We start from the raw sequence: 6,720 nt of genomic DNA, 5'->3' as shown, positions 1-6,720 counted from the left end.
ATCGAAACAAACAGACCTTCATCGATATGATTTACCTCGTCGCAGGACATTTGAATTTGACTGAATAGTTCCTTACCCACACAGAATAACGAGGAACCCATTTTCTTATCGGAAAACCGAAACTTTGCACCAAACCAGGGGAGGTTCGCCTGTCCTCGGGATGACCTCAAAATGCAGAAGGGGGACAAAGATGATACATCCACTTTTTGATATTACGGGGAAAAAGGCCATCGTTACCGGAGGGACACGCGGTCTCGGCAAGGGTATGGCCGAGGCATTACTGGAGGCCGGCTGCACAGTCGTCCTTATCGGCTCCTCGGACGGAGTCTTTCGGACACGAGATATTTTTCTGAAGAAGGGCTGGAGGTGCTCCGCAGTCAAGGCCGATCTGAGCATACGCGAGGAGATATTCAGCTCCTTTGAGGCAGCGCTGAAAGAACTGGGAGACGATTTGGATATCCTGATCACCGCCGCGGGGGTTCAGAGCCGTCATTCTGCCGAGGAGTTCCCGATCGAGGAATGGGATGCCGTCATGAGCGTCAATCTGAACGCAGTTTTTATCCAATGTCAGCTCGCCGGACGAATCATGTTGCCTAAGGGGTATGGGAAGATCATCAACATAGCCTCCATGATCAGTTTCTTCGGAGGTCAGACCATCCCGGCTTATGCGGCATCCAAAGGGGGGGTGGCGCAACTCACCAAGGCATTGTCCAACGATTGGATCGGCCGCGGCATTAACGTCAATGCCATAGCCCCTGGCTATATGGCTACGGAGATGAATTCCATTCTTATGGCTGATGAGACGAGGAATATGCAGATTTTAGCGCGTATTCCTGCCCATCGTTGGGGCACAGAGAAGGACATGAAGGGAGCCACAATCTTCTTGGCCTCGGCAGCAAGCGATTACCTCGGCGGTGCAATTATTCCCGTCGACGGCGGTTATTTGGTGAAATAACCTCTGGAAAATAACCAGCCATTTCATTGCAGAACCGGATAACGTGATGGAACGCGAAGCAAGGAGTCCTGGCAGGTGTCCTCGGCCATTTGGCTCCAGACCGCCCCGGATGATATATTTAACATCATCCCCTGCGGATGAGGAGCGCCACAACTTTTCAGAATCAACCGAGAGGAGTCGATGGAGACAATGAAAACGCTATTCGCCTGCCTTGGGACGCTGGCGGCCGGCATCCTGCTGGGGGTTCCGGGGGCGTCCGCCGCGGGCGTCGAGGCGGTGGACCAGGACTACGTCAAGGCGCACGCCGGTCGGACCGGGGTGGTCCTGGCGGACGTGCGGTCGCCCGAGGTCTACGGCGGCCTGTCGCCAAGGGCAGGCATACCCGGCGGGCACATTCCGGGCGCGATCAACTTCCCTCTGGCGGACCTCGACAGGCCCGACGCATCCGAGGCCCTGGCGAGGGCGGGCCTGACGCGGGACGCGGAGATCATCGTCTACTGCAACACGGGGAGGCAGAGCGCCCGCTTCATCGACCGCCTCGTGGGCTCGTTCGGCTTCGACCCCAGCCGCGTGAAGAACTACACCGGCAGCATGACCGACTGGTCCCGGAACCCCGAAAACCCGATCGAGACCGGAACCGCAAAACCATAGAAACGGGGAGGGCGACATGAGGATCGGATTCATCGGGCTGGGCGTCATGGGCAAACCCATGGCGGAAAATCTGTTGAAGGGCGGCCGTGCACTGACGGTCTTCAATCGGTCCCGCCCCGCGGTCGAGGCGCTCGTCTCCGCCGGGGCCCATGCGGCCGGATCCCCCCGCGAGGTCGCGGAGCGCTGCGGCGTCGTCGTCACGATGCTGCCGGACTCCCCGGACGTCCGATCGGTCCTCTGCGGGCCCGACGGGGTCCTGGAGGGGCTCTCCCCCGGCAAGGTGGTCGTGGACATGAGCTCCATCGCTCCGACCGTCTCCCGGGAGCTCTGCGCCCTCGTCGAGGAGCGCGGGGCGGACATGCTGGACGCCCCCGTGAGCGGCGGACAGGAGAAGGCGGAGAAGGGGACCCTGGCCATCATGGTCGGCGGCCGCGAGGCCGTATACGAACGGGTACGGGACGTCCTGGACCTGATGGGCAGGAGCCTCCACGTCGGGGTGTGCGGCGCCGGCCAGGTGACGAAGCTCGTGAACCAGACGATCGTGGCGGCGAACATCGCCGCGGTAGCGGAGGGGCTGGCGTTCGCCAGGCGGGCGGGGGCCGACCCGGAGCGCGTTTTCCGGGCCATCCGGGGCGGTCTGGCCGGCAGCCAGTGCCTGGAGGACAAGGCGCCCCGCATGCTGGAGGAGCGCTACGAGCCGGGGTTCCGCGTCGAGCTGCACGCCAAGGATCTGAACAACGTGCTCCAGACCGGCCGGGACCTGCACGTCGCCATGCCCCTGGCGGCCCAGGTGATGGAGATGATGCAGAACCTCATGGCCCGGGGCTGCGGCGCTCTGGACCACGGGGCCCTCGGCAGGTACTACGAGCTGCTGAACGGCGTGTCGCTGAAACCGTAGTCCCCGGCCATACGCAAAGGGGAACGGGGTGATCCCCCCGCTCCCCTTTCGTTGCGGATCAAAAAAGTCAGTCCGCCGCCCGCTCCAGCCCCCTCAGCAGCCCCTCGACGGCCTCGGCGGCCTTGTCCAGGGAGTAGGCGAGCTGCAGGCACGTGAGCATCAGAAGCTCCTCCTGATCGAGCCCCTTGACCATGGAGCCGTTGGCCGACGCAATCAGCGCCTTGAGCCGGTCCAGGGTGGCGTCGTTCAGGGGCGTCCTGATGCTGTAGCTCTTCTTTCCGACCGTGACGAAGACCTCTCTGGGAGCATTCACCGGCTCAACCCCGCCGTCTTTCCCTCACGAGGTCGATCAGGCGGTCGTTCAGGCTCCGCAGCTTCGCCTCGATCTCCGCCCCGCCGCGCTCCGCGCGCAGCGCCTCCTCGCTCGCGGCCTCGAGGGCCCGGTGCATCTCCTGCCTGGCCCTCACGCATTCCTCGTCCCGCTGGGCGGCGTACGCGCTGAGGCGATCGATCTCCCTCCTCAGATCGTCCCGCTCCTGAATCAACACATCGATCTTCTCTCCGAGCCGATCGATCAGGCTCTCGATGCCCGTCAGCTCCGCCAAGCCCATCCCTCCTTCCACCCGACGGGGATCCCCCGCCGAGCCGCCTCCATCTCTACCGCATATTGTACCCTTTTTGGACCAGCGTGTCTCGCACCGCGCCGTGGACCCGCTCGACCTCCTCGTCGTTGAGGGTCCGGTCCGGCGCCCGGTAGGTCAGGGAGAACGCCAGGCTGCGGAACCCCTCGGGAATGCCCTTGCCCTCGTAGACGTCGAAGAGGCGCAGCTCCCTCAGGATGTCCCATCCCGCAGCGTCGTGCGCCGCCGTCCGGATGTCGGACGCCACCTCGTCCTGGGTCCGATCCGACGGAACGAGCATCGAGACGTCGCGCAGCGAGGCCGGGAATGCGCTCGCCGGGCGCAGCTCGGGACGGAAGCGCTCCTCCAGGGCCGCGAGGCGCAGCTCGAAGAGGAACACCGCCCCGCCCCCAAGGCCCAGGTCCTGCTCCAGAACCGGCTTGAGCCGCGCAAGCCACCCCACCGTCCGGGGGCTCCCATCCGGGGCGAGGGCCCGGACCTCCGCGGTCTGGCCCGCGTGCCCGAAGGGCTGATGCCCGGCGACGAACTGCGGGACGAGCCCGCGCCCCTCCAGCAGGGCGGCGACGTCCCCCTTGACGCTGTAGAAGTCCTCCCCCTGGCCCTTCCATGGGGTCCTGGGGTCCGTCCCGTCGAAGACGAGCCCCGCGACGACGTCGTGCTCCACGTGCCCGGACCCGGTCCGCAGGAAGATGCGCCCCTGCTCGAAGAGCCGGACGGCCCCGCGCCACCCCGAGGCGGCGCTCGCCTTCAGGCCGCCCAGAAGGCCGGGGACCATCGTGGTGCGCATGGCGATCTGCTCCTGGCTGATGGGGTTGGCCAGGGTCAGGGGTGCGGAGCGGGGATCGTCCTCGGGCAGGAGCAGACGCCTGGGGAAGTCCTCCGGGAGGAAGCTGTAGGTGACCGCCTCCACGTAACCCCGAGCCACCAGGGCCTGCCGCACGAACGCGGCCAGGCGGGTCGGAAGCCCCTGGTCCCCGCCCCGAGGCTGTTCGCCCGGCAGGCGGGAGGGGGCATCGTCGTAGCCGCGAAAACGACCGATCTCCTCGATCAGATCCTCCTCGATGGCGATGTCCGGCCGCCACGTCGGCGGCAGGAAGGTGCGCGCGTCCCCCGTGCCCCCCTCGCGACGGATCCCGAAGCCCTCCAGGATTTTTTCCGAGGCGTCCATGTCGTCCCAGGCGAGGTACGTCCCGAGCTTGCGGCGCGTCAGGGTCACGGGCTCGGGGACCGGGAGCGCGTTGGATGCGGAGAGCACGCCGTAACCGACCCCGGCGCCGCTCCAGTCGCGGATCAGTTCGAGGGCGAGCGCCAGGGCGCGCGCGCTGAGGGTGGGGTCCACGGTGCGGGCGAACCGGAAAGCGGCCTCCGACGCGATGCCCAGACGCCGGGCCGTGTGTCCCACGCGCAGCGGGGAGAATGCGGCGCTCTCCAGAACCACGGTCCGGGTGCCGTCGCGGATCTCCGTCCGGTCCCCGCCCATGACCCCCGCGAGGGCGATGGGCTCGCCGCCGCTCGTGATCAGCATGTCCCGGTCCGAGAGGATGCGCTCCCGCCCGTCCAGGGTCGTCATGCGCTCGCCGTCCTTCGCCGCCCTCACGGTGATCTCCCGCGCGGGCAGGGTGTTCAGGTCGAACGCGTGCAGGGGCTGACCCAGCATCAGCATCACGTAGTTGGTCGCGTCCACGACGTTCGACAAGGGCCTCATGCCCATGTGGGCCAGGGCCACCCGGACCGCCAGGGGCGACGGGCCCATCGCGACGTCCGTCGCCAGGCCGAGGTGGTAGCAAAGGCAGCCGGGGTCGGGAAGCGAGATCGTTCCGAACGTCTCCGGCCAGTCCGCGGCGCTCCCAGGAGCCTCCGGCCACCGGGGCGCATGCAGCTCGGAGTCCGGGAAGAGGCCCCGGAGCTCCCGGGCGACGCCCAGGATGCTGAGGAGGTCGCCCCGGTTCGGGGTAATGGAGAGGTCCAGGACCGTGTCCGAGATGCCGTAGAGCGTCCGGGCCTCCGTCCCCACGGGGGCGTCGGCGGGGAGGATCAGGATGCCGTCGGCCGTGCCGACCTCGGGAAGCCCCAGCTCGAGGGCGGAGAGCATCATGCCCGCGCTCGCGAACCCGTGGAAATCCCGGACGGCCAGCCGGGTCCCGTCGGGCAGGGTGGAGCCGGGCGGCGCGTAGAGGACCCGGTCGCCGGCCTTCATGTTGTCGGCGTTGGTCACGCAGACCGCCTCGCCGCGGCCCGTGTCCAGCTTCGCGACGAGCAGCGTCTCCCGCTCCGGGTGGGGCGAGAGCGAGAGGATGCGGGCCGCAACGACCCCCTCGAGGGCCCGGGCCGTGTGTTCGATACGCTCCACCTCGGCGCCCGCCATCGTCAGCCGCTCCGCGGCCTCCTCGGGCGAGGCCGACAGGGTGATGAACTCCTTCAAGAGGTTCCAGGATACCAGCATTTAAGCGTCCCTCCCCGAAAGAAAGTAGGAGACGTTCCCGTCGAACAGCAGGCGCAGGTCGTTGATGCCGTACTTCAGCATCGCCATGCGGTCGAGCCCCATGCCGAAGGCGAAGCCGTTGTACCTCTCCGGATCGATGCCCCCGGCCCGGACGACCGACGGGTGCACCATCCCCATCCCGCAGACCTCGAGCCAGCCGGTCCCCTTGCAGACGCGGCAGCGCGCGTTCGCCCCGCCGCACTCCACGCACTCGATGTCCAGCTCCATGGAGGGCTCCGTGAAGGGGAAGTAGCTGGCGCGGAAGCGGTTCTTCAGGCTCCGGCCGAAGAAGGCGTTCATCAGCTCGCGCAGGGTACCCTTGAGGACCGGGAAGGACACGTCCTTGTCGATCAGCAGCCCCTCGATCTGGTTGAACATGGGGGAGTGCGTGGGGTCGTTGTCCCGCCGATAGACCTTGCCGGGGCAGACGATCCTCAAGGGGGCGCCGTACTGCAGCATCGCCCGGACCTGCACGGGAGAGGTGTGCGTGCGCAGCAGGCTCCCGTCCGGAAAGTAGAAGGTGTCCTGCATGTCCCGGGCCGGATGCCAGGAGGGCATGTTCAGGCTCTCGAAGTTGTAGAGCTCCTCCTCCTTCTCCGGCCCCAGGGCGACGGAGTACCCCATCCCCTGCATGATCTCCACGATCTCGTGCATCGTCTGAGAGACCGGATGAAAGGCCCCGCCCGTCCGGCCCCGAGCGGGCAGCGTCACATCGATGCGCTCGCCCGCCTCGCGCGCCTCGTTCTCCCGCGCGCGCAGTTCCCGTTTCTTCGCCTCTATGGACCGCTCCATCTCGTCGCGAAGCAGGTTCAGCCGTTCTCCGGCCGCCGGGCGCTCCTCGGGGCTCAGCTTGCCCAGGGACTTCAGCAGCACCGTAAGGCCGCCCTTCTTCCCCAGGTTCCGCACCCGCAGCTCGTCCAGCGCCTCCGTCGAGGCAACCGACGACAAGGCCTCGCCAAAGGAGGCCCGAACCTTCTCCATTTCCTCAATCAACGCGTTCAACCGTCTGCCCCCTTCCCGTCTTTCCGCTTTTCTTCCGCGCGGCTCGTCTCCGTCCTCCGGCGCCGGCAACCGGCGCCCGCCGCGGGGACTC

At 66.8% G+C, this 6,720-nt stretch carries 7 protein-coding genes; 3 read left to right on the top strand and 4 right to left on the bottom strand.

From position 1 onward, the window contains the following. Positions 1–190: 190 nt before the first annotated feature. The 3 genes from EII26_RS09855 to garR all read left to right on the top strand — a co-directional run bounded on the left by EII26_RS09855 (position 191) and on the right by garR (position 2,504). Positions 191–955 carry an SDR family NAD(P)-dependent oxidoreductase gene (locus EII26_RS09855; RefSeq protein ID WP_124888989.1) on the top strand — a complete coding sequence of 255 codons (765 nt, stop codon included), beginning with the start codon at positions 191–193 and terminating at the stop codon, positions 953–955. A gap of 189 nt (positions 956–1,144) precedes the next feature. Beyond that, entirely contained in the window at positions 1,145–1,606 is a 462-nt protein-coding gene (locus EII26_RS09850) for a sulfurtransferase (RefSeq protein ID WP_158612258.1), read from the top strand. A gap of 16 nt (positions 1,607–1,622) precedes the next feature. Beyond that, the gene (garR, locus tag EII26_RS09845; RefSeq protein ID WP_124888987.1) at positions 1,623–2,504 is read left to right on the top strand and encodes a 2-hydroxy-3-oxopropionate reductase; all 882 of its coding nucleotides are present in this window, start codon (positions 1,623–1,625) and stop codon (positions 2,502–2,504) included. Between the two features lie 67 nt (positions 2,505–2,571). On the opposite strand, the gene EII26_RS09840 is transcribed toward garR, so the two are convergent. From EII26_RS09840 to pheS, 4 genes are read right to left on the bottom strand one after another with little or no spacing between them, the layout of a single operon-like run. After that, positions 2,572–2,817, bottom strand: coding sequence for a hypothetical protein (locus EII26_RS09840; RefSeq protein ID WP_124888986.1), 246 nt, complete (start codon positions 2,815–2,817; stop codon positions 2,572–2,574). A 4-nt stretch (positions 2,818–2,821) separates the two neighbouring features. Then, positions 2,822–3,109 (bottom strand): hypothetical protein, encoded by a 288-nt coding sequence (locus EII26_RS09835; RefSeq protein ID WP_124888985.1) that lies wholly within the window; start codon positions 3,107–3,109, stop codon positions 2,822–2,824. A 52-nt stretch (positions 3,110–3,161) separates the two neighbouring features. Further along, a complete protein-coding gene (gene pheT, locus EII26_RS09830; RefSeq protein WP_124888984.1) occupies positions 3,162–5,588 on the bottom strand; it encodes a phenylalanine--tRNA ligase subunit beta in 2,427 nt (808 codons plus the stop codon). Next, entirely contained in the window at positions 5,589–6,629 is a 1,041-nt protein-coding gene (pheS, locus tag EII26_RS09825) for a phenylalanine--tRNA ligase subunit alpha (protein WP_446718757.1), read from the bottom strand. Positions 6,630–6,720 lie beyond the last annotated feature (91 nt).

The organism is Fretibacterium sp. OH1220_COT-178, assembly GCF_003860125.1.
Taxonomy (GTDB): Bacteria; Synergistota; Synergistia; order Synergistales; family Aminobacteriaceae; genus CAJPSE01.
This window is presented reverse-complemented; position numbering and strand designations above follow the sequence as displayed.